Raw genomic sequence first — 20,832 nt, forward strand, 5'->3', positions numbered from 1 at the left:
TGATGTTAGGTTGCATAAAGCGATAGAAAAACCGGATAATAAGCAATTATTCGTTGCATAAATCGGACTAATCATGGATCGCATTACCGCCGCTGAGGTTTTTGTCACCATCGTCGATCGCGGCAGCATGATCGCCGCCGCAGAAACGCTGGAGATGTCGCGCGCGATGGTCACGCGCTATCTGGCGCAGATGGAGCAATGGGCCGGGGCGCGTTTACTGCATCGCACTACCCGTAAGCTTAGTCTGACCGACGCCGGGGAGCGTACTTTGGAGCGCTGCCGACAAATGTTGGCGCTGGCGGGGGAAATCGATCTGGTGGAGGAAGGGCAGAGCGACGAACTGCGCGGCCTGCTGCGCATCACCTGTTCGCAATCGCTCGGACAAACGGCGCTGGTGGGGGCCGTCGCTCAGTATCTGAAGCGCCACCCGCAGGTGGCGGTCGATCTGCAGATGAACAACCGGGCGGTGAACCTGGTGGAAGAGCGCATCGATCTGGCGCTGCGCATCACCAACGAGCTGGATCCCAACCTGATCGCCCGGCCGCTGTCCACCTGCGCATCGGTGGTGTGTGCCGCGCCGGCGTATCTGGCGGCGCACGGCACGCCGCGCCAGCCGCAGGATCTGGCGTTGCACAACTGCCTGACTTATTCCTATTTCGGCAAAAGCCTGTGGCACTTTGACGCTCAGGGGGTGAAATCGGCGGTGGCGGTCAGCGGCAACCTGAGCGCCAACGAGTCGGTGGTGCTGATGGCCGGCACGGTGCAGGGCGCGGGCATTTCCATGCAGCCCTACTATTCGGCGGCGCCGCTGCTGGCCAGCGGCGAATTGGTGGAGCTGCTGCCGGGTTACCGGCCGCAGTCGATGGGCATCTACGGCATCTACACCTCGCGCCGCCAGATGCCTGCCACCTTGCGTACCATGCTGGACTTTCTGGTGGAGTGGTTCGCCAGCGATCCGCAGTGGCAGGCGACGCTGCGCTGAGGCTTCGGCAACATTCCCACGCCGTTTTCACCGCTTGACGGCAGCGGCCAGGCGAGCGGAGAACAGTGCGGCCTGTTGATGCAAATGGTCGATAAAGGCCGTCACCAGCGCCGACGAAGGGCGGTGTAGCGGCCGTATCAGGCTGACGGTGAACGGTACGTCGATGCTGAAGGATCGCACGTGCACGCCGTTGCCGGCATAGTCGAGCGCCGTCAGCGGGTTAACGATTGACACCCCCACGCCGGCCCTCACCATGGCGCACACCGACGCCGCGCTGTGCGTTTCCATCACCATGCGGCGCTCGACGCCCTGCTCGGCGAACAGCGCATCGAGCAAGTGGCGATAGCTGTCGGTGCTCGACAGGCTGATAAAGTTCTGCCCGGCGAAATCCTGCGGCGTCAGTGGGTCTTTCGCCAGCAAAGGATGGCCCGCCGGCAGCACGCAGACTTCATTCAACGTCATCAGCGTTACCCGCTCGGTGCCCGCCGGCGTCAGGGTGGTTTCCGTCAGCCCGAGATCGTGGCGCTGGGCCGACAACCACTCTTCCAGCAGCGGCGACTCTTGCGGGATCACGCTGAAGCTGACTTCCGGGTAACGTTCGATAAAGGGCCGGCACACCGCCGGCAGCAGCGATTGGGAAAATACCGGCAGGCACACGATCGACAGCTGCGCCTGCTGAAACTGGCGGATGCCGGCGGCGGCGTTGACGATGCGATCGAGGCCGTAATAGGAGCGTTGCACCTCTTCGAACAGCCGTAGGCCCTGCACCGTGGGGGACAAGCGCCCGCGCACCCGGTCGAACAGCTGCAGCCGGATCAGCTTCTCAAAGCGCGCCAGCTCGCGGCTGACGGTCGGTTGCGAGGTCTGCAGCAGGGCCGCCGCCTCGGTCAGGTTGCCGGTGGTCATCACAGCCCGAAAAATTTCGATCTGCCGCAAAGAGATGCTGTGCATGGTGAGGCCGCTCGATTAAGGGGAAAGCCATATCATAAATGAATAGACTATGGCTAAATAGATATTTTCCACCCGATTCAGCGTGCGGCACTATGGCTCTATCTGCCGTCATTTTCGAATTGGGAATATCGCCATGCCTCGCCCGTTGCACGACACCTCCACCGCGTTGAATGCCGCTAACCTGCTGGCCTTGCCGCCGCGTTTCGGTTGCCCGGTCTGGGCCTATGATGCGGACATCATCAGCCAGCGCATCGCTCAGCTGCGCCACTTCGACACCATTCGTTTCGCACAGAAGGCCTGTTCGAATATTCATATTTTGCGTTTGATGCGCGAGCAGGGCGTGAAGGTGGATTCGGTGTCGCTGGGTGAGATCGAACGGGCGCTGCAGGCCGGTTTTCAGCCGGGCGGCGAACCGAGTGAGATCGTGTTTACCGCGGACGTGTTGGATCATGCCACGCTGGCGCGCGTCAGCGAATTGAAGATCCCGGTTAACGCCGGTTCCATCGACATGCTGGATCAGCTCGGCCAGGTTTCCGCAGGGCATCCGGTGTGGCTGCGCATTAACCCGGGGTTTGGCCACGGCCACAGCCAGAAAACCAACACCGGCGGCGAGAACAGCAAGCACGGCATCTGGTATGCCGATCTGCCGCAGGCGGTGGAGAAAATCCGCCGCTACGGCCTGAAACTGATCGGCGTGCATATGCACATCGGTTCCGGCGTCGATTACCAGCATCTGGAGCGCGTCTGCGATGCGATGGTGCAGCAGGTGATCGATCTCGGTCATGACATCAGCGCCATTTCCGCCGGCGGCGGCCTGTCTATCCCGTATCAGTACGGCGAAGAGGCGATCGATACCGAACACTATTTCGGTTTGTGGAACCGGGCGCGTGAACGCATCGCCGCGCATCTGGGGCATCCGGTGCAGCTGGAGATTGAACCCGGGCGTTTCCTGATGGCGGAAGCGGGCGTCTTGGTGGCCGAGGTGCGGGCGGTGAAAGACATGGGCAGCCGCCACTTCGTGCTAGTGGACGCCGGTTTTAACGATCTGATGCGCCCGGCAATGTACGGCAGCTATCACCATATTTCACTGTTGCCGGCCGATGGGCGCGCTACCTCGGGGCAACCGATGCGCGAAACGGTGATCGCCGGGCCGCTGTGCGAATCCGGCGACGTCTTCACCCAGCAGGCGGGCGGCGGCGTGGAAACTCGCGAGCTGCCGCCGGTTCAGATCGGTGATTATCTGGTGTTCCACGATACCGGCGCCTACGGCGCGTCGATGTCCTCCAACTACAACAGCCGCCCGCTGTTGCCTGAAGTGCTGTTCGAAAATGGCGAGCCGCGTTTGATCCGCCGCCGCCAAACCATCGAAGAACTGATCGCGCTGGAGCTTATCTGATCAGCGGGCGGGCGCCTGGCGCCCGCTTTACAGCGTCATGCGGCGGTGCTGGCCATTGGGCAATTGCACATCCAGCGACAGCGTGCCGCCCATCGCCTCGATATAGCGTTTGAGCGACGACAGCTTTATTTCGCTGCCGCGCTTTTCCAAATTGGCGACGGAGGGTTGGCTGATGCCGAGCCGCTTCGCCAATTCAACCTGAGAGACCGCCAGCTCTTCCCTCAGCATTGCCAGCCGCAGCTCGAAAATTTCCTTGTCCGCTTTTTGCCTGGCTGCGGCAACGACGGCGGGATCGAGTTTATCGATCAGTTGGGATAAAGGCTTGGCCATCTGCACTACCTCCGGGTTGCCAGATAATGTGAAAACTCCATGGCGGCGATGGGCAACATGCGCTGGTAAAAGCGTTTGTCGCCAGTTTTATCGCCGCCGCACAGCAATACCGCTTGCCGCTGTGGGTCAAAAGCGAAAAACACTCTGAAAGGGCGCCCGCGATGTTGAACGCGCAGCTCCTTCAACTGCCGGGCCGCGTCGGAAAAATGCAGCGTATCGGCGTGCGGCCGCGCCAACTGCGGGCCGAACGTCTGTAATTTGAAGATCGCCGCCAGGATGCTGGTTTGCTGGGCGTTGTTCAGCGCTAAAAAACAGTCGTCGAACCGTTCGACGGTCACCACTTGCCACATGATGTGCTCAGAATATAGCGTTTATGCTATATAGCGTAAAGGTTATTGTTCGATCAATATGCACGAACGCAGGGAGCGGAAAAAATCCAAAAGCGGGAAATGCGGCGGGCTACGCAATATGAACGCATGGGTGACTGCTCACCCATGCAGCGATGTCATTACGGCTGTTCGTGCGCGTTGTTGAGGGTGGCGACCGAGTGGCGGCGCACCAGCGTCGGGCTGAACATGTTGGTGATTTCCGGCAGCGGTTGCCGGTTGGCCAGCGCCAGGGCCAGCTCTGCCGCCTGGGTGGCCATCGCGACGATAGGGTAACGAATGGTGGTCAGGCGTGGGCGCAGGTAGCGCGAAATCAACACGTCGTCGAAACCGATCAGCGAAATTTCCCCCGGTACGTCGACGCTGTTATCGCTCAGCACCGACAGCGCGCCGGCGGCCATCGGATCGTTATAGCAGGTAATGGCGGAGAACGAACGGCCGCGGCCGAGCAACTCGGTCATCGCCTGTTCGCCGCCGATCTCGTCCGGTTCGCCATAGGCGATCAGCTTTTCATCCACCGCGATACCGTGTTCCCGCAGCGCGTCGAGATAGCCCTGCAGCCGGTCGGTAGCGTCGGAAATCTGGTGAGTGGAGCAGATGATGGCAATGCGCTGATGCCCTTGCTGGATCAGATGACGGGTCGCCAGCCAGGCGCCGTAGCGATCGTCGAGCGCCACGCAGCGTGTTTCGAAGCCCGGCAGCGTGCGGTTGATCAGCACCATGCCCGGGATCTGTTGCATCCAGCCGCAAAGTTCCTGATCGCTCAGCCTTTTGGCGTGCACCACCAGCGCTTCGCAGCGGTGCCGCACCAGCTGTTCAATCGCCTGGCGCTCTTTTTCGGCGTCGTGGTAACCGTTGCCAATCAGCAGAAAATTATGGGTGGCGTAGGCCACCTGCTCGACCGCTTTGACCATTGCGCCGAAGAAGGGATCGGAAACGTCGGAGACGATCAGGCCCAGCGTCTCGGTGGATTGCTGCGCCAGCGCTCGTGCGTTGGCGTTAGGGTGATACTGCAGTTGTTCCATGGCGGCCAGCACCGCGGTGCGCGACCCTTCGCTGGCCTTGGGGGAATTGTTTATCACGCGGGATACCGTGGCCACGGAAACACCCGCCAGCCTGGCAACATCCTTTATCGTAGCCATATCAGTCAACACATCCTGGGTAATCGCTTACATCCCCCAGTTTTGCGGAAAAAAACCGGGGCTGCAAGCGGTCTCGTGCGCAACTTGTGGCGGCCGTTGCAGAATCTCTTCGAGTCTGTACGCATAACCATCGACGACCGAACGATAGCGCAATTTGTACGTTGGCACTGGCGCCGGGCTGAGGTAACGTCTGTGCATTCCGATTTGCGCCGAGAATGCCATGTCCATTAAACGCTATCCGCAGCTCGCCCATTGGGGCGCTTATACCGCCGTGGTTGAAGACGGTCGGCTTATCCGTTGTGAACCCTTCGTCGACGATCCCGACCCTTCGCCGCTGCTCGATTCCATCGTCCCGATGGTCTACTCCGACAAACGCATTCGCAAACCGGCGGTGCGCCGCTCGTGGCTGCAAAAGCGCGAGGGCAGCGACCGTACGCTGCGCGGCAGGGAAGATTTCGTCGAGGTGGGCTGGGAGTTAGCGCTCGATTTGGTGGCGGAAGAGAATCGCCGGGTGCGCGATCGCTACGGCGCCTCCGGGCTGTTCACCGGTTCTTATGGCTGGTCGTCGGCCGGGCGGCTGCACCATGCACGCTCGCTGGTGCGGCGGTTCTACTTCGGCGGCGGCGGCGGGGTCGATCAGCAGGGCAACTACAGCTGGGGCGCGGCGCAGTTCTTTCTGCCGTATGTGATCGGCACTTTCTCACCCTTGACCGGGCGCGTCACCAGTTGGCCGAGCGTGGTGGAGCATTGCGAGTTGTTTGTGGCGTTTGGCGGGCTGGCGCTGAAAAACGCTCAGGTTTCTTCCGGCGGCGCGGCGGAACATGCGCTCAAACCCTGGCTGCAAAAGCTGGCGCATAAGGGCACGCCGGTGATCAACATTAGCCCGATGCGCGACGACTGCCCCGCGTTCGTCAACGCGGAATGGATCCCGATCCGGCCGAATACCGACGTGGCGCTGATGCTGGCGCTGGCTTATGAAATCCAGCGGCTGGGCGCGCAGGATGAAGCCTTCCTGCACAGCCACTGCGTGGGCTATCAACAGCTGGCGGATTACCTGAACGGCGCCGGTGACGGCGTGGCGAAAACCCCCGACTGGGCCAGCGCTATTACCGGCATTCCGGCGGCGCGTATTGCGCTGCTGGCGCGGCAACTGATCGGCGTGCGCAGTTTCATCACCTGCTCCTACTCCGTGCAACGCGCACATCGGGGGGAACAACCGTACTGGATGATGATCGCGCTGTCGGCGATGCTGGGCCAGGTGGGGCTGCCGGGCGGCGGCTTCTCGTTCGGCCACGGCTCGATGAACGGCGTCGGCAACCCGCGCGTGGATACCCCCGCGCCGACCATGCCGGTAGGCGAAAACCCGGCCGGGCTGGCGATCCCGGTGGCGCGCATCTGCGACATGCTGTTGCACCCCGGCGAAGCCTATCAATTTTGCGGCGAGACGCGGCATTATCCGGATATCCATTTGGTGCACTGGGCCGGCGGCAACCCGTTCCATCATCATCAGCAGTTGAATCGGCTGGTGGAGGGGTGGCAGAAGCCGGACACGGTGATCGTTCAAGATATCTGGTGGACGGCGGCGGCCAAAATGGCGGACATCGTGCTGCCGGTCACCAGTTCGCTGGAACGTAACGACATCGGCGGCTCGTCGCGCGATCGCTACGTGTTGGCGATGCATCAGGCCATTGCGCCGCAGCATCAGGCGCGCAATGATTTCGATATTTTCGCCGATCTGGCGGAGCGCCTCGGCTATCGTGAGCGCTTTACCGAGAATCGCGACGAGCGGGCTTGGATCGAAGCTATCTACCGGCAATGCGGCGCAGCGCAGCAGCGCGCCGGCGTCGCCTGGCCCGAGTTTGAGGATTTCTGGCGCCGGGGCTATGTCGAACTGCCCGCGCCGGCCAAAGAGTTCGTCTTTTTTGAGGCGTTCCGCGCCGATCCGCAGGCTAACCCGCTGCAAACGTCCAGCGGCAAGATAGAGCTGTTCAGCGAGCGGATCGCCGGCTATCGCTACGAAGATTTCGCGCCGCATCCGCAGTGGCGGCCGCCGGTGGAGTGGCTGGGCGCGCCGCAGGCCAAAAACTGGCCGCTGCACCTGATCTCCATTCAACCGAGCGATCGCCTGCATAGCCAGATGGATCCGGCGCCGCTGGCGCAGGGCAACAAGACTGCCGGGCGCGAAACCTTGTACATGCATCCGGACGATGCGGCGCCGCGCGGCGTGGCGGACGGCGCCGAAGTGCTGGTTAGCAACGCACGCGGCAGCTGTCTGGCGGGGGTATCGCTCACCGATGGCGTGACGCGCGGCGTGGTGCTGATGGCGACCGGCGCCTGGTTCGAGCCGGGTTACGACGCGCAGCGCCGGCCGGTCGAGCAGGCGGGCAACCCGAACGTGCTGACGCTCGATATCGGCACCTCGCCGCTGACGCAGGGGCCGAACGCCATGAGCTGTCTGGTGGAGGTCAGCGCATTCACCGAACGTCGGGATCAAGATAGTTAGCGCTGACCAGCAATTGGGTCGACAGCGGGATGTTATCGCGTTGCTGCTGACGCAGTTGTGTCGCGGCCGCGGCGAAACTGGAGACTGTTAATGACAGTGTGAAGTGTTGCCCAACCTCGTTATCCGGTACAAGGATGTGTAATGCTTCCCGATCGACGGATAAACGATAGTTGGGTAGATGTCTTTGGCGTGGTTGCCCGGGGGCGAGTGAAAAGGAAAGGGGCTCACCATCATCGTTGCGTAATTCATCAACCGTGAGGCTGAGATAGCTAGAAGCATCGGTTGCGCCGCCTCCTTCTGCCAGGTTTCTATTCTCCCGCAGAGTGAACCCCTGCAACTGCACGGGCTCATCGCAAGTCAACCGATACTGCAATGGGGCGCTGTGCAGCAGAGTGGATTGCTGAGACAGTGTCCCAATATTGTGCTCCCCCAGATAAATGCTGTTATGTGTGGTCGTTAGCGTGCAGTTAGCGTTAGCCCCAAAACTGATGGCTATGGCTGCCAACCCATAATAAATCACTTTCATGTGTTCTCCTGATATCGATGAACGTTTAGCGACACACGGCTTCGGAGTGGCTGATGCCGGCACGATTGCGGGAAGAGGTGTCTGCAGCAATTGCGAAATAACATGCCTGTCCCGACGAGTTTTTCATGCTGAAACGTTGTGAAGACGCCTCGTTCTTCGCGTGGTGCGCTTTCTGATGTTCAATGAAGGCTGCGCCCTGATCATTGGTAAAAGCGACCACTCGTTGTTGTTCATCCAAAATCATGCTGCCGATAGCGGGTTTTGTGCCGTCTGCATAGCTAATCTGGACAATGGCCCGCAATGTATTAATGGCACCGATATTGATACGTTTAACGCTGCCACGTGCCAGATTGATCTTGCGCACGCCGTTATCGATATCGGCGCCGGGGGGTAAGGTGCTGGTGTCTACGTTAATCAGACTTGGTTGATACTCACGCAGCCTTGGGATGACCGCCTTACCTTGCTTGCCATAGGTTTTCACCTTGCCGCCTGGCGTAGACACGCTGATTCCGGCGAGGCCCGGTATCGTCAAGACGCCGAAGGTATCGCCGATTTTCTGTGGTGAGAGCGTTAGCCCGCTGCTGTCTGCCACCAGGGAGCCAGAGGCACTGTAGTAAAATGCCTGCTGATTTTCTGACAGATGGCTATAGCTGCCGGAAAGCGTTGTGAACGGACTCAAATAGTTCACATTGCCTGAGTAGGTGCCGTTGTTGGATTGGGTGCCCTGTGTTGCATTGAGTCCATAAGCCAGATCGCCATTCAACGCTTGGCCGGAAAGCGAGTTGCTGATGCTACGATGTCTTCCGTTGCTTATCATATTGGCGCTATAACGTCGGTTTTTTCCCAGAGGCAATGAAAGGGTGGCGAACACCCTGGTATCGTTATCGCGAACCTCGCGGCTGCGCTCTTTTTCCAGGCTAACGCCAACGGTGGCTGCGCCAAATTGACGGTTCCAGAAGGCGTAGACTCGTTGATTTTGTTGCTTATCTCCCCCTTCAGCGCGTGTAACGCCTAAAGATAGATTTCCAATGTATTTATGGTGCCAGCCTAGGCCCAGGCTGTAGCTTTGACGTTGGTGTGAAGATGATGCGCCGTGCGATACAGGCCAATAAGTTCCTTCGCCGTCATCTTTACGTGGAGAACGAAGCTGTGTGGGCGAACGGTATCGCTCTGACTGGATGCTGTAACCGGCGTTCAGCTTAAGGTTTTTTATCAGGGGCAATGCACTATTCAGCTGCAGCTTGGTGCCCTTTCCACTTGGCGACTGCGCCACGTGGCTCAAGGCTGTAAAACGATAATCGCTATTGGCAACGCTATAACCGGCGGCGATGCCGCGATAATCGCGGCTGAGGAAACTTCCCCCTCTCACCTGGTGGTGGTTGAGCCATGGCAAAGAGAATGAGCCAGTGATGAAAGGCATTTCTGTACTTTTTTCCAGGCTGTGAGTGCGCCCGAGAGCAAGGGAGTAACTGCCCTGGCGGGGAGTAGAGCGTCCTGAGGTCGTCAGATAAGGGACGATGAATTGTTTGCGGCTACCGTTACTTTCCGTGACGGTGACGGACAAATCGACTGCGTCGAACTGCGCAGGGATATCGGTCAGGCGGAAAGTGCCCGGCTGCACCTGCGTAGCGTAAACTAATCTGCCATTCTGAAAAATCTCAACCTTGGCTTGGCTCTCGGCGATACCTTCGACTACCGGCACATCACTGCGTTGACTCAATGACAACGACGAGTCAGGCAGCCATTGCAGGCCATCTAAGGTAATGCCGCTGTAAAGCGAATCTGATAACGTCGCTCGTCCCAAACGCATCATGGCGTCGTGATCCGTCAATGTCCGCTGCAGATAACTATTATAAGGCGTGTACCCCTGATGTCGTTCTGACTTGTTATAGGTGCCATTATGGCGAAACAGCCAATTATTGCTGTTAAAGCCGGTTTCCAACGCCGCGTAATCACTGCTGTGATTTTGGCTGTCGAATCGGCTCGCGGTATAATTCAGCATCAGGGCATGGCCGCCAAATTCATAGTCCGCCGGTTGTCGACGGATATAGCGCTCGGGCAACAGCAAAATCAATTGATTATTACCGGTTTCATTGTCGATGCGGCTGCCTTGATAACATTGGCTCATCAGCATATCTGCCTGAGTGTTGAGCTTGCAGGGGTATAACCCTAGGCTTTCTACGAGTTCAGCGTCGTATTGCCATTCGCCTTGTTTGTCTATGTTGACTTCATGTCGTCCATGATTTTGTCCGTTGACGTTGATGAATAGCGCTTGTTTTCCTGCGGGGAATTTCGCTCCAGAGGAAAAGTAATCAGCAATCTCACTGGGTAATCCAAGTGCGCGCATCATTTCAATATCGTAGTCAGCCAGGCTGGTCGAGGCATAGCCTATAGGCAGACAAAACGCCAGCAGACGTAGCGGTATATGCAATTTCAAAGGCTGCCTCACTGGATTGGGGCAAGGTTGACCGTGATATCGGGTATGGCGCGCCCCGTGTTACTGATTGGCGTGAAGTGCAAACGGGAGGGGGGGCTGGTAAGCCTATCGCTCTTACGTGTACCGATCGTTTGCCCAGGCAGCAAATAAGGTTGTTCTAAAACAAACTGCTGGTTACTGGGTTGTACGGTGATGGAAGGGGCTAACCTGATAACGTAAGGGCTGAGATTTTTGACTTGTATAGAATGCCCATTTTGTTGCCAATGCAAGGTTTGCCAGGGAGATTTGTTTTCCACCAGCGCGGAGGGTGTGGCGATAGCGACGACCCGATGCCGAGTATTCACCTTAAGCTGGTTGCTTTTTTCTCCCATATCGGGAATTTCCTGGAAATAGATATGGCGCATTTGCTGACGGGTTTTATCAAGTCCCGAGGGATCGGCAAGCATGACGCGTACCAGCTGAGATTTACCCGGATCAATACGCGCGGCTGGCGGAGAAAGAATGAATAAGGGATCTTCTCCTTGCTTGCTTAATGCATTTTTAACAACGGATGAGAATAGCAATACAGGATAATTACCGATATTATCGACTCTTACCGTTGTCTCTCCTTTCTCTTGATTGACCAAGAGGCTTATTTTTTCCAGTTTAATGGTTGCTTGGCCATAAAATGGAGTAAGCAATATAAATATTGCGGTGAGATAATGGATGAGACCTTTCATTTTATTTCCTGAATAGCGGAGAATAACGAACTCTAGTCAAAGGACGTTAAGGTATTTTGCCAAACAAAGAGGCTGAAATAAGTGGGGGCAGCGAAGTGTCCCCACCTGGTGATTACAGGTAGTGAACCGAAAGATTCACAGAAGCTTGCAATGCAATGCTGTCTTGCATTTGGATGCTTTTATCATCAATGTAGCTAAGCGGGGTAAGGAATGAACGGTAGTTGAATGTGCCGCTCAGGTTCTGACCGATCGCCATGTTGTCGTAATTAGCATCTGATGTGACCGCAAAGCGATTACCTGAGGCAACAGAGAAAATAGCCTTTTCGTGATCTGCACCGTCAGTTACATTGGTCAAATCAAAAATATCATCGCCTTCAGGAATCAGCGCCGCACGCACGGTTTCACCATCCATAGCGATATCTGACAGTGCAAGGCCCAGCACGGCGATATCTTTATTGCTGGCGTCTTTTGCCAGCGATGCGGTGAAGCTTCTGTCCATATATTGATAATCGGCATCGCCGCTGGCGCTGGTAACTTCAATGCCCATGCTGGTCGGTGCCGTGCAGTTTACGGTGAACGGGATGCTGCCCATGCCGTTGCCTTCCAACTGGACAGGATTTACTTTATCAAAAGCTTCGCTGGAATGGCGGCCAAGATCAATGCTATTGGTGTTGGCAGCAATACTGCAGCTGGTGTTATTGTAAATTTCTCCGGAGAAATCTACAGACGTACTGGCTGTTTTTGCGGCCAGTACGCTCGTGCACGACAGAGGTAGCAGGGCTAAAAATAAATATTTCTTCATTCAGGTTTCCTTCTGAGAATATGCCACTAAATAAATACAAGTCGTATTGCTTGAAAATATAAAGCAAGGATGTCGCAATTTTTTACTAGCGATTCAATGCAGGGTTATTTTATTTTTCAATCTCAATTCTTGCAATATTCTGCTAAAAATTTACATCAAAATAGATTTATATTCTGATTTATTGGTTTTTATTATTCAATTTTAATTATTAATTCTGTTTGGTTGTTAGTGCATAGGTTTTATTGCTTGCGGTTTTTTTAATTATTAATAATTAATTATCCTCGGCGCGCACTTTTGCCGTGAGATCACGATAACAGCAAGGTCTGGAGGTGGCTCTGTTGTTAGCTAGCGCTTTTTGACTTTGTCTTTTTATTGTTACCGTGCTTGAAAAGCAAGAAAACGCATTGCATACGTTGATCAAAATGACACGTTGGATATCACGTCTAACTTGGCTCTTGCGTTTGAAAATAGTTTTCGTAATTGATTTCTTTAGCGTGGATGATACAAGAGGGATTAAAGGATCTGCTTCAGTCTCGATTAGGCCGAACCCTCATGTGCTGCACTTACCTGCATATGCGCATGGTCTTTTTGCTCCCCTCACTCGCTTCCTGCGGATGACGCATCATTATTGATCTTTCCGTCGTGAGGATTATTTAAGTTTCATTGAGTTATTACAACAGAACGCGGGAAATTTACAGCTGGTTGCATTTGGAGCAGAACTCTTGCGATTCGGCGGTAGTTTCCTGCACGACATCTCTCTAGAGTAGGTGATCCCAGAGGTATTGATTGGTGAGAAATCAGCATACTCTGTATGTTGAAGCCATTTTCAATTGCACCAACCTACGCGGATGCGTAGGTTTTTTTTTGCCTGCCATATAGTATTCTTTTCCCTACAACGATTTACGCCTCCATGGCCAAGGGAGAAGGGCATGATCTTTTCACTGCTGCGCGCGCTGTTTCGCCTGTTGTTTCGGGTTCGGGTCGAAGGGGACGTCCAGCACTTCGAACGGCAAAAATTACTGATTACGCCGAACCACGTCTCTTTCCTCGACGGCGTGCTGTTGGCGCTATTCCTGCCGATAAAACCGGTGTTTGCGGTTTACGCCAGCATCGGCGAGAGCTGGTTTATGCGCTGGCTGCGGCCTTACATCGATTTTGTCTCGCTCGATCCTACCAAGCCGATGGCCATCAAGCAGCTGGTGCGGATGGTCGAACAGGGACGGCCGATCGTGGTGTTCCCTGAAGGGCGCATCACCGTGACCGGCGCGCTGATGAAAATCTACGACGGCGCGGCGTTTATCGCCGCCAAATCGGGCGCCATCGTGGTGCCGGTGCGGATCGACGGCCCCGAATTCAGCCCGTTCGGCCGTATGGCTGGGGTGTTCAAGATCCGCTGGTTCCCGCAAATCAACATTCGCATCTTGCCGCCGACCACGCTGCCGATGCCGGAGGCGCCGCGTGCGCGCGATCGCCGGGCGTTGGCGGGCGATCGGCTGATGCAGATTATGATGCGGGCGCGGATGGACACGCGCGAACCGCAGACGCTGTTCCATGCCTTGCTGGCGGCGCAGCACCGCTATGGGCGCCGAAAACCATGTATCGAAGACATCGCTTTCAAAGAAGACAGCTACCAGACGCTGATCAAAAAATCGCTGGGTGTCAGCCGCATTCTGCAACGCTTTACCGCCGAAGGGGAACACGTCGGGCTGCTGTTGCCGAACGCCACTATCACCGCGGCGGCGATCTTCGGCGCTTCGCTGCGCAATCGCATTCCGGCGATGCTCAACTACACCGCCGGCGCCAAGGGCCTGAACAGCGCGATGACGGCCGCCGGTATCAAGACCATCGTCACCTCGCGCCAGTTTCTGGAGAAGGGCAAGCTGACCCACCTGCCGGAACAGGTGCCGCAGGCTAACTGGGTGTATCTGGAAGATCTGAAAGACACTGTCACGCTGGCGGATAAGCTGTGGATCCTGCGTCACTTGCTGCAGCCGCAGCGCGCGGCGTTGCCGCAACGTCCGGAGGACGCGGCGCTGATCCTGTTCACGTCTGGATCTGAAGGCCACCCCAAGGGCGTGGTGCATTCGCACGCCAGCTTGCTGGCCAACGTAGAACAAATTCGCACCATCGCCGATTTCACGCCGCGCGACCGCTTCATGTCGTCGCTGCCGCTGTTCCACTCGTTCGGCCTGACGGTGGGGCTGCTTACGCCGCTGCTCACCGGCAGCCGCATTTTCCTCTACCCCAGCCCGCTGCACTATCGCGTGGTGCCGGAGCTGGTGTATGACCGTAACTGCACGGTGCTGTTCGGCACGGCGACCTTCCTTAACAACTATGCGCGCTTCGCGCATCCGTATGATTTTGCCCGCCTGCGCTATGTCGTGGCCGGCGCGGAGAAACTGGCGGACAGCACCAAACAGATCTATCAGGACAAATACGGCATCCGCATTCTGGAAGGCTATGGCGTGACCGAGTGCGCGCCGGTGGTCTCGATCAACGTGCCGCTGGCGACCAAGGTGGGCACCGTCGGCCGCATCATGCCGCAGATGGAGGCGCGTCTGATCGCGGTGCCGGGCATCGATAACGGCGGCCGTCTGCAGCTGAAGGGGCCGAATATCATGAAAGGTTATCTGCGGGTTGAACGCCCCGGTGAGCTGGAACCGCCGGCGGCGGAAGATGCGAACGGCGTGTTGCAGCCGGGCTGGTATGACACCGGTGATATCGTCAGCCTGGATGAGCAGGGTTACTGCACCATTCGCGGCCGCGTGAAACGCTTCGCCAAGCTGGCGGGGGAGATGGTGTCGCTCGAGAGCGTCGAACTGCTGGCGCAACGGCTGTCGCCGGAAAAGCTGCATGCCGCCACGGTCAAAAGCGACAGCAGCAAGGGGGAGGCGTTGGTGCTGTTCACCACCGATCCCGCCATTACCCGCGAGGCATTGCTGCGGGTGGCGCGCGAGCTGGGCAGCCCGGAGCTGGCGGTGCCGCGCGATATTCGCCTGTTGAAAACGCTGCCGGTGCTCGGCAGCGGCAAACCCGATTTCGTCACCCTGCGTCATATGGCCGAACAGCCGGAGAGTGCCTGATGAATCCTTCGACCGAATCCCCTTTGTTGTCACGCGGCATGATCGCGGTGATCAGCGCGCAGTTCCTCTCGGCGTTCGGCGACAATGCATTGCTGTTCGCCACGCTGGCGTTGATCAAGCAGCAGCTGTATCCGGACTGGAGCCAGCCGATCCTGCAGATGGCCTTTGTCGCCACCTATATCATTCTGGCTCCGTTTGTCGGCCAGGTCGCCGACAGCTTTGCCAAAGGGCGGGTGATGATGTTCGCCAACGCCCTGAAATTGGCGGGGGCGTTGGCGATCTGTTTTGGGGGGAACCCGTTCCTGGGTTACAGCCTGGTCGGCGTGGGGGCCGCCGCATATTCACCGGCCAAATACGGCATTCTGGGCGAGATCACCAGCGGCGAGAAACTGGTCAAGGCTAACGGCCTGATCGAAGCCTCGACCATCGCGGCCATTCTGACCGGTTCGGTGGCCGGCGGTATTCTGGCGGACTGGCATGTGGTCGCGGCGCTGGCGGCCTGCGCCTTGGTTTATGCGGGGGCCGTGGTCGCCAACCTGTATATTCCGCGTCTGGCGGCAGCGCGCCCGGGGGCTTCATGGCGGCCGCGGGCCATGACGAACAGTTTCTTTACCGCCTGCGTTACGCTGTGGCGCGATGGGCAGACGCGTTTCTCCTTGATTGGCACCAGCCTGTTTTGGGGGGCCGGCGTGACGCTGCGTTTTCTGTTGGTGCTGTGGGTGCCGGTGGCGCTGGGTATTGCCGATAATGCCACGCCGACGCTGCTGAACGCCATGGTGGCCGTCGGCATCGTGGTGGGCGCCGGCACCGCCGCGCGCTTCGTCACGCTGGAGACGGTGAAACGCTGTATGCCGGCCGGGATCCTGATCGGCGTCGCGGTCGCGGTATTTGCGCTGCAAACGACCATGCTCAATGCCTACGTCTTGCTGGCGATCATCGGCATGCTGGGAGGCTTCTTCGTCGTACCGCTCAATGCGTTGCTGCAGGAGCGGGGCAAACATTCGGTCGGCGCCGGCAATGCGATCGCGGTGCAAAACCTGGGTGAAAACGCCGCCATGTTGCTGATGCTGGGCCTGTATTCTTTGGTCGTGAAGCTGGGCGTGCCAGTAGTGGGCGTCGGCGTAGGGTTTGGCGTGGTGTTTGCGCTGGCGATTTGCGCGTTGTGGTGGTCGCAGCGGCGGTGAAACGGGGCGCAGCCTGGCTGCGCCCTCAGGGTATTAAGGTGCCGGAATGGTAAAACGGGTGTGGATTTCTTCGAGCGCCTGCAGCACTTCCTCATCCAGAATCACGTCGAGGCTGTCGAGGTTGATTTTCAACTGCTCCACCGAGGTGGCGCCCAACAGGGTGCTGGCGACGAACGGCTGTTGACGCACGAAGGCCAGCGCCATCTGCGAAGGGTCCAGCCCGTGTTTTTTGGCCAGCGCCACGTATTCGGCGATCGCCAGCTGGGTTTGCTGCCCTGAATAACGATTGAAGCGGGTGAACAGCGTATTGCGCGCACCGGCCGGTTTAGCGCCGTTGAGGTATTTACCGCTCAGCGTACCGAACGCCAGGCTGGAATAGGCCAGCAGTTCTACCCCTTCGTGCTGGCTGATTTCGGCCAGGCCAATCTCAAAGCTGCGGTTCAGCAGGCTGTACGGGTTTTGGATCGACACGATGCGCGGCAGCTCGTGTTTCTCCGCCAGCTGCAGATAGCGCATCACGCCCCAGGGCGTTTCGTTGGAGACCCCGATATAGCGAATTTTACCGGCGCGCACCTGCTCGGTCAGCGCCTCCAGGGTTTCCAGCAGCGTGACCGTGGCTTTGTCATCGGTATATTGATAGTTGAGTTTGCCAAAGCAGTTGGTGGCGCGCTGCGGCCAGTGCAATTGGTAAAGATCGAGATAATCGGTGTTCAGCCGCTTGAGGCTGGCGTCCAGCGCGGCGCGGATGTTTTTGCGATCGAGCGCCTGCTGCGGGCGGATGCTGCTGTCAGTGCCGCGCACCGGGCCCGAGACTTTGCTGGCCAGGACGATTTTTTCGCGATTGCCGCGCGCTTTGATCCAACTGCCGATATAGCTCTCGGTCAGGCCCTGGGTTTCCGGGCGGGGCGGCACCGGATACAGTTCGGCGGTGTCTATCAGGTTCACGCCTGCGGCCAATGCATAGTCCAGTTGCGCATGGGCGTCGGCTTCGCTGTTCTGTTCGCCAAAGGTCATGGTGCCCAGTCCCAGCACGCTCACTTCTAAAGAACTGTGGGGAATACGGTGGTATTGCATTAACGGCCTTCCTTTCTTGTTAGCGCTGACGGGCCGTGCGGCCCGGTGAAACAGGAGCCCAATTCAGAAGACGGCGCAAAGTCCGTCGGGCGGCGATGTCGCCTTTCCTGACTATAACCAAGCGGTGAAGATGGGGGAAGCGGATTCCGTGCGGACACGAATGAGGGCTACCGCGCTCGAGCGGGCGATAGCCGGCGGGCGGTGATTAGCGTTCGATAACCTGGGAAACCTGATCGCCGTTGATCTGGCGGTGGTTGCCTTTCTCATCTTTATAACTGATGAGTCCGGTGTCTGTGTCGATCTCTGGTTTGCCTTGCGTCAGGATCATGTTGCCGTCTTTGGTCGCCATGACGTAGTCGCTGGAACATCCCGCCAAACCGGCGGCCATCACCAGCGCAGACACTGCCATTACCCACTTTTTCATCCTGCGGATCCTCGATTATGCAGAAAACAATGTTCTTTCAAGATTAGCAAACTCTTGGCCGGGGGCGTCTCAGATAAGTCTTTATCTGATAAGAAAAAGTGAAATGAGGGGGCAACGAAACGGCGGAAGCCGCCGATGGCGGCCTCCGCGTAGGGTTATTCCGGCGAACGGTTTTTCTTGCTGCGCATCAGATTGAGCGCCTCTACCGACATGGAGAAGAACATGGCGAAGTAGATGTAGCCTTTCGGCACGTGCACCTGGAAGCTTTCCAGCATCAGCGTGAAGCCCACCAGGATCAGGAACGCCAGCGCCAGCATTTTTACCGACGGATGGCGATTGACGAATTCGCCGATCGGCCGGGCGGCGAACATCATCACGCCGACGGCGATCACCACCGCCGCCATCATGATGAACAGATGGTCGGAGAGGCCCACGGCGGTAATCACCGAGTCCAGACTGAAGATGATATCCAACAGCATGATTTGCACGATCGCGCCGAAGAAGCTGTGCACCTTGGTGTGGTGCTCTTCTTCCGACCCCTCGATGGTTTCGTGGATCTCTTTGCTGGCTTTCCAGATCAGGAACAATCCCCCCAGCAGCAGGATCAAATCGCGGGCGGAAATAGAGTGATCCAGCACGGTGAACAGCGGGTGCGTCAAGCGGATCACCCAGGCTATGGAGGCCAACAGCGCCAGACGCATAATCATGGCGGCGGCCAGCCCGAGCCGGCGAGCTTTGTTCTGTTGCGCTTTGGGCAGCTTGGCCACCACCAGCGACAGAAAAATGATGTTATCAATACCCAGTACGATCTCAAGAATGGTTAGCGTACCTAACGCTAACCAGGCATTGGGATCCATAATCCATTCGAACATTGCCCGACACACCTTAATACTAAATAAATGCAAAGTGTGAATTATACGCGTTTATCGCGGCGCTGACAGGGTTAGCTAAACCAGAGTTAAACGAAATCGCCTAGATTGAGAAATGTCTTGCCAGCAGCGCGCCGGTAAAACCCTTTTTCAGATAGAAACCGCGCGGCAGCGTCATGATAGGTTGCCCCTGTTCGCCGATGGCTTCGGTGAGCGCCTTGTTGTTGGCCGCTTTGGGGCGCAGTTGCAGCACTTCGCCGTGGCGCGCGGTGATGCGTTCTACGTGACCGAGCACGATCAGATCCATCAGTTCTTCCCAATCGCGGCGCAACCTCTCTTCTTCTGCCGCGCTCGGGCTCCACAGCAGCGGCGAACCGACGCGGCGCTGGGCTAGCGGGATCTGCCGTTCGCCTTCTACCGGTATCCATAACACGCGCGCCAGCTTGTGGCGAACGTGGCTGCTGGCCCAGGTGACGCCGCTGTTGCCGGTGAGCGGGGCGACGCAGACAAACGTGGTTTCCAGCGGTTTGCCGGCGGCGTCGACAGGAATGGTTTTCAGCTCAATGCCCAGCTCGGGAAAATCCTGTTCCGGTTTGCTGCCGGCCATGGCGCCGAGATACAGCTCCAGCAGCATGCCCACCCAACCCTTATCGCGTTTCAGATCCTTGGGGATCGGCAATTGCGCACGGGCGGCCAGTTCACCAAAGCTGAAGCCGGCCAGCGCCTGAGCGCGCTCGAACAGCTGCCGTTCATTTTCCGGCGGGGGCGGCAAAGGGGATAAAAATGCCATAAATCAAGCCTGTCGAATTTGGTTGAAAAATGTACTGCAATTATACGCGGCGAGCGATAACCGCTGTCGCCTGGGGAAAAGAATAATAGTAGCATGATTTTACATGACTTTTTTTCTTTCCTTACGTGGTCGACAATACACTCACGGGGCTTGTTCACCTGAAGCCACCGACAATAAACAGGATCTTACACCTATTTATCCACAGATTTATGGGATAACCCAAATTTTTGCCGATCACTGGTTCAATTTACAGCCTTGACTCAGGCGGTTTTTTACGAATTTGTCCGTTTTGTGCGTAACTTGCCCGCATAATCTGTGGATAAAAACGGCGTTGGTGGATCTTTCGCCAGGGTAAGATCCTTACCGTGCATAGATCACATTTTTGACCTGTTCATCATTGCGTGTTGTTGGTTAATTATATGTTTTTAAAGTAAATGTGTGTTTTTCGGTATGAGGGGATATTTGAGGGTGTGAGAGTTTTACCGGCTTATCCCTCGAGTTCTGCACACACCTATCCACAGAAAAAGTGAATAAAACCGGCTTAAAAGGCTGGGGTATGTTTATAACTTTGCCTATATCTGTGAGTTATCCCAATGTTATCCGGCCCGCAGCACCGTAAAGCAGTGGTTTACCGCCTGTAGCTTGTGTGAAACAATCAGGACATCTATGCGAATTTAAGCTTATCGAGGTAGTCCGGTGATCGATGATGATGGCTACCGCCCGAATGTTGGTATCGTAATCTGTAATCGTCAGGGGCAGGTCTTATGGGCCCGCCGTTACGGTCAGCACTCCTGGCAGTTTCCCCAAGGTGGGATTAACCCTGGCGAAACTGCGGAGCAGGCGATGTACCGTGAGCTGTTCGAAGAAGTGGGGCTGAGTAAAAAGGATGTGCGCATCCTGGCTTCGACCCGCAACTGGTTGCGCTATAAATTGCCGAAACGTTTGGTGCGTTGGGACACAAAGCCGGTTTGTATCGGCCAAAAGCAAAAATGGTTTTTGTTGCAGCTACTGTGCAATGACGCTGATATCAATATGCAGCGCAGCAGCACGCCGGAGTTCGACGGTTGGCGCTGGGTGAGCTTCTGGTATCCGGTGCGCCAGGTGGTGTCGTTCAAACGCGACGTTTACCGCCGGGTGATGAAAGAATTCGCCGTGACCGTGATGCCGATGCAAGAGCAGGCGGCGCCGCGGCAGGCCCCCGCTTATCGCCGAAAGAGAGGTTAAGTTAAGCCGA

General features: G+C 57.2%; 18 protein-coding genes. 6 read left to right on the forward strand and 12 right to left on the reverse strand.

Translation table 11 applies throughout. The features are described 5' to 3' along the window. The first annotated feature begins 73 nt into the window (after positions 1-73). Complete coding sequence (locus N6G83_RS33925; protein ID WP_025304081.1) at positions 74-982, forward strand: LysR family transcriptional regulator; 909 nt, start codon at positions 74-76, stop codon at positions 980-982. Positions 983-1,009: 27 nt separating this feature from the next. Here the strand turns inward: N6G83_RS33925 and N6G83_RS33930 are convergent, their stop codons facing one another. Continuing rightward, on the reverse strand, positions 1,010-1,933 hold the full coding sequence (locus N6G83_RS33930) for a LysR family transcriptional regulator (RefSeq protein WP_049208169.1): 924 nt from the start codon (positions 1,931-1,933) through the stop codon (positions 1,010-1,012). A gap of 133 nt (positions 1,934-2,066) precedes the next feature. On the opposite strand from N6G83_RS33930, the gene lysA reads away from it, so the two are divergent. Beyond that, positions 2,067-3,329 carry a diaminopimelate decarboxylase gene (gene lysA, locus N6G83_RS33935; RefSeq protein ID WP_260516155.1) on the forward strand — a complete coding sequence of 421 codons (1,263 nt, stop codon included), beginning with the start codon at positions 2,067-2,069 and terminating at the stop codon, positions 3,327-3,329. Between the two features lie 27 nt (positions 3,330-3,356). Here the strand turns inward: lysA and N6G83_RS33940 are convergent, their stop codons facing one another. From N6G83_RS33940 to galR, 3 genes are all read right to left on the reverse strand, one after another. Beyond that, positions 3,357-3,659, reverse strand: a complete 303-nt coding sequence (locus N6G83_RS33940; RefSeq protein WP_025304078.1) for a helix-turn-helix domain-containing protein — start codon at positions 3,657-3,659, stop codon at positions 3,357-3,359. Positions 3,660-3,664: 5 nt separating this feature from the next. After that, positions 3,665-4,009, reverse strand: a complete 345-nt coding sequence (locus N6G83_RS33945) for a type II toxin-antitoxin system RelE/ParE family toxin (RefSeq protein WP_197825307.1) — start codon at positions 4,007-4,009, stop codon at positions 3,665-3,667. A 158-nt stretch (positions 4,010-4,167) separates the two neighbouring features. Then, positions 4,168-5,187, reverse strand: a complete 1,020-nt coding sequence (gene galR, locus N6G83_RS33950; RefSeq protein WP_028127674.1) for an HTH-type transcriptional regulator GalR — start codon at positions 5,185-5,187, stop codon at positions 4,168-4,170. Between the two features lie 220 nt (positions 5,188-5,407). Between galR and N6G83_RS33955 the strand changes: the two genes are divergently transcribed. Continuing rightward, complete coding sequence (locus N6G83_RS33955) at positions 5,408-7,690, forward strand: molybdopterin guanine dinucleotide-containing S/N-oxide reductase (RefSeq protein ID WP_043139815.1); 2,283 nt, start codon at positions 5,408-5,410, stop codon at positions 7,688-7,690. Here the strand turns inward: N6G83_RS33955 and N6G83_RS33960 are convergent. The 4 genes from N6G83_RS33960 to N6G83_RS33975 form a co-directional block, all read right to left on the reverse strand. Continuing rightward, entirely contained in the window at positions 7,662-8,216 is a 555-nt protein-coding gene (locus N6G83_RS33960) for a hypothetical protein (protein WP_197825306.1), read from the reverse strand. The genes N6G83_RS33955 and N6G83_RS33960 overlap by 29 nt on opposite strands. A gap of 25 nt (positions 8,217-8,241) precedes the next feature. Continuing rightward, the gene (locus N6G83_RS33965) at positions 8,242-10,653 is read right to left on the reverse strand and encodes a fimbria/pilus outer membrane usher protein (protein ID WP_197825305.1); all 2,412 of its coding nucleotides are present in this window, start codon (positions 10,651-10,653) and stop codon (positions 8,242-8,244) included. Between the two features lie 8 nt (positions 10,654-10,661). Beyond that, positions 10,662-11,372, reverse strand: a complete 711-nt coding sequence (locus tag N6G83_RS33970; protein WP_025304073.1) for a fimbria/pilus periplasmic chaperone — start codon at positions 11,370-11,372, stop codon at positions 10,662-10,664. A gap of 112 nt (positions 11,373-11,484) precedes the next feature. Next, positions 11,485-12,174, reverse strand: coding sequence for a hypothetical protein (locus N6G83_RS33975; protein WP_154219762.1), 690 nt, complete (start codon positions 12,172-12,174; stop codon positions 11,485-11,487). A 929-nt stretch (positions 12,175-13,103) separates the two neighbouring features. Between N6G83_RS33975 and aas the strand changes: the two genes are divergently transcribed. Continuing rightward, complete coding sequence (gene aas / locus N6G83_RS33980) at positions 13,104-15,257, forward strand: bifunctional acyl-ACP--phospholipid O-acyltransferase/long-chain-fatty-acid--ACP ligase (protein WP_025304071.1); 2,154 nt, start codon at positions 13,104-13,106, stop codon at positions 15,255-15,257. Then, entirely contained in the window at positions 15,257-16,441 is a 1,185-nt protein-coding gene (gene lplT / locus N6G83_RS33985) for a lysophospholipid transporter LplT (RefSeq protein ID WP_025304070.1), read from the forward strand. The genes aas and lplT overlap by 1 nt, the downstream gene beginning before the upstream one ends. 33 nt (positions 16,442-16,474) lie before the next feature. Here lplT and N6G83_RS33990 read toward each other — a convergent pair whose 3' ends face one another. From N6G83_RS33990 to mutH, 4 genes are all read right to left on the reverse strand, one after another. Next, a complete protein-coding gene (locus tag N6G83_RS33990) occupies positions 16,475-17,515 on the reverse strand; it encodes an NADP(H)-dependent aldo-keto reductase (protein ID WP_025304069.1) in 1,041 nt (346 codons plus the stop codon). 205 nt (positions 17,516-17,720) lie between these two features. Further along, positions 17,721-17,939, reverse strand: coding sequence for a YgdI/YgdR family lipoprotein (locus N6G83_RS33995; RefSeq protein WP_016929923.1), 219 nt, complete (start codon positions 17,937-17,939; stop codon positions 17,721-17,723). A gap of 155 nt (positions 17,940-18,094) precedes the next feature. Next, a complete protein-coding gene (locus N6G83_RS34000; protein WP_025304068.1) occupies positions 18,095-18,811 on the reverse strand; it encodes a TerC family protein in 717 nt (238 codons plus the stop codon). Between the two features lie 100 nt (positions 18,812-18,911). Continuing rightward, a complete protein-coding gene (gene mutH / locus N6G83_RS34005; protein WP_025304067.1) occupies positions 18,912-19,598 on the reverse strand; it encodes a DNA mismatch repair endonuclease MutH in 687 nt (228 codons plus the stop codon). Positions 19,599-20,294: 696 nt separating this feature from the next. Here mutH and rppH point away from each other — a divergent pair. After that, entirely contained in the window at positions 20,295-20,822 is a 528-nt protein-coding gene (gene rppH, locus N6G83_RS34010; RefSeq protein ID WP_004931849.1) for an RNA pyrophosphohydrolase, read from the forward strand. The last annotated feature ends 10 nt before the right edge of the window (positions 20,823-20,832 follow it).

It is taken from the genome of Serratia sp. PL7, from assembly GCF_945957435.1.

Excerpts from the sequence above, each read along its gene's own strand:
- N6G83_RS33925 (WP_025304081.1), top strand. The coding sequence starts at position 74 with ATGGATCGCATTACCGCCGCTGAGGTTTTTGTCACCATCGTCGATCGC.
- N6G83_RS33955 (WP_043139815.1), top strand. The coding sequence starts at position 5,408 with ATGTCCATTAAACGCTATCCGCAGCTCGCCCATTGGGGCGCTTATACC.
- galR (WP_028127674.1), bottom strand. The coding sequence starts at position 5,187 with ATGGCTACGATAAAGGATGTTGCCAGGCTGGCGGGTGTTTCCGTGGCC.
- N6G83_RS33930 (WP_049208169.1), bottom strand. The coding sequence starts at position 1,933 with ATGCACAGCATCTCTTTGCGGCAGATCGAAATTTTTCGGGCTGTGATG.
- aas (WP_025304071.1), top strand. The coding sequence starts at position 13,104 with ATGATCTTTTCACTGCTGCGCGCGCTGTTTCGCCTGTTGTTTCGGGTT.
- N6G83_RS33945 (WP_197825307.1), bottom strand. The coding sequence starts at position 4,009 with ATGTGGCAAGTGGTGACCGTCGAACGGTTCGACGACTGTTTTTTAGCG.
- N6G83_RS33970 (WP_025304073.1), bottom strand. The coding sequence starts at position 11,372 with ATGAAAGGTCTCATCCATTATCTCACCGCAATATTTATATTGCTTACT.
- lysA (WP_260516155.1), top strand. The coding sequence starts at position 2,067 with ATGCCTCGCCCGTTGCACGACACCTCCACCGCGTTGAATGCCGCTAAC.
- mutH (WP_025304067.1), bottom strand. The coding sequence starts at position 19,598 with ATGGCATTTTTATCCCCTTTGCCGCCCCCGCCGGAAAATGAACGGCAG.
- N6G83_RS34000 (WP_025304068.1), bottom strand. The coding sequence starts at position 18,811 with ATGTTCGAATGGATTATGGATCCCAATGCCTGGTTAGCGTTAGGTACG.
- N6G83_RS33940 (WP_025304078.1), bottom strand. The coding sequence starts at position 3,659 with ATGGCCAAGCCTTTATCCCAACTGATCGATAAACTCGATCCCGCCGTC.
- lplT (WP_025304070.1), top strand. The coding sequence starts at position 15,257 with ATGAATCCTTCGACCGAATCCCCTTTGTTGTCACGCGGCATGATCGCG.
- N6G83_RS33975 (WP_154219762.1), bottom strand. The coding sequence starts at position 12,174 with ATGAAGAAATATTTATTTTTAGCCCTGCTACCTCTGTCGTGCACGAGC.
- N6G83_RS33990 (WP_025304069.1), bottom strand. The coding sequence starts at position 17,515 with ATGCAATACCACCGTATTCCCCACAGTTCTTTAGAAGTGAGCGTGCTG.
- N6G83_RS33960 (WP_197825306.1), bottom strand. The coding sequence starts at position 8,216 with ATGAAAGTGATTTATTATGGGTTGGCAGCCATAGCCATCAGTTTTGGG.
- N6G83_RS33995 (WP_016929923.1), bottom strand. The coding sequence starts at position 17,939 with ATGAAAAAGTGGGTAATGGCAGTGTCTGCGCTGGTGATGGCCGCCGGT.